This window comes from Mesorhizobium sp. P5_C1, assembly GCF_054049815.1.
In genome coordinates, this window is the sequence record NZ_JBFULQ010001323.1 from 1 (window position 1) to 641 (window position 641).

Consider the following 641-nt stretch of genomic DNA (forward strand, 5'->3'; position numbering starts at 1 on the left):
CTGGTTCGGCTACTACGGTTACGGTGCAAGATAGCGCGACGGTAAGCGGCTCCACGGTCGGCGTCGAGCTTGTGTCCGGCACCGGCCGCGCAGCGGGCGTGGATAATGCCGGTTCAATCGCAGGTGCAACGGGTATTCTCGCGAACACGGCGGGCTTGGTCACGATCACGAACGCCGGTTCAATCACCGGCACTGGGGGCACCGCGATTGATCTCACCGGCGCCGGTGCCAGCACAATCAACCAACAGGGCGGCGTCATTACCGGCAACATCCTGCTTTCGGCCCGCCCGGACGTGGTCAGCGTTGTGGGCGGCGCCATCACCGGCAATGTTGTCGGCGGCACCGGCAACGATACGATAACCGTCAGCGGCGGCGCCATCACTGGGAACGTAACTGGCGACGACGGTGATGATACCGTAGCCGTCTCTGGTGGAACCATCCAAGGCAGTGTCAGCGGCGGTGCCGGATTCGACCAGGTTTCAGTTTCCGGAGGCACCATCAAGGGTGGCATCGACGCAGACCACGTCCATCTCTCCGGCGGCACGATTGACGGCAACATCACCGGAATCGGCGCCAACACGCTGATCATCGATAATGTGGGCACGGTCGATCCGCTCAACCTTGCCGACGGGGTCCTGTTC

At 63.0% G+C, this 641-nt stretch carries 1 pseudogene; it reads left to right on the top strand.

Going from position 1 to position 641, the window contains the following annotated elements:
• Positions 1-71: 71 nt before the first annotated feature.
• A pseudogene (locus ACXJ7R_RS35625) lies at positions 72-641 on the top strand (autotransporter); the annotation flags it as partial.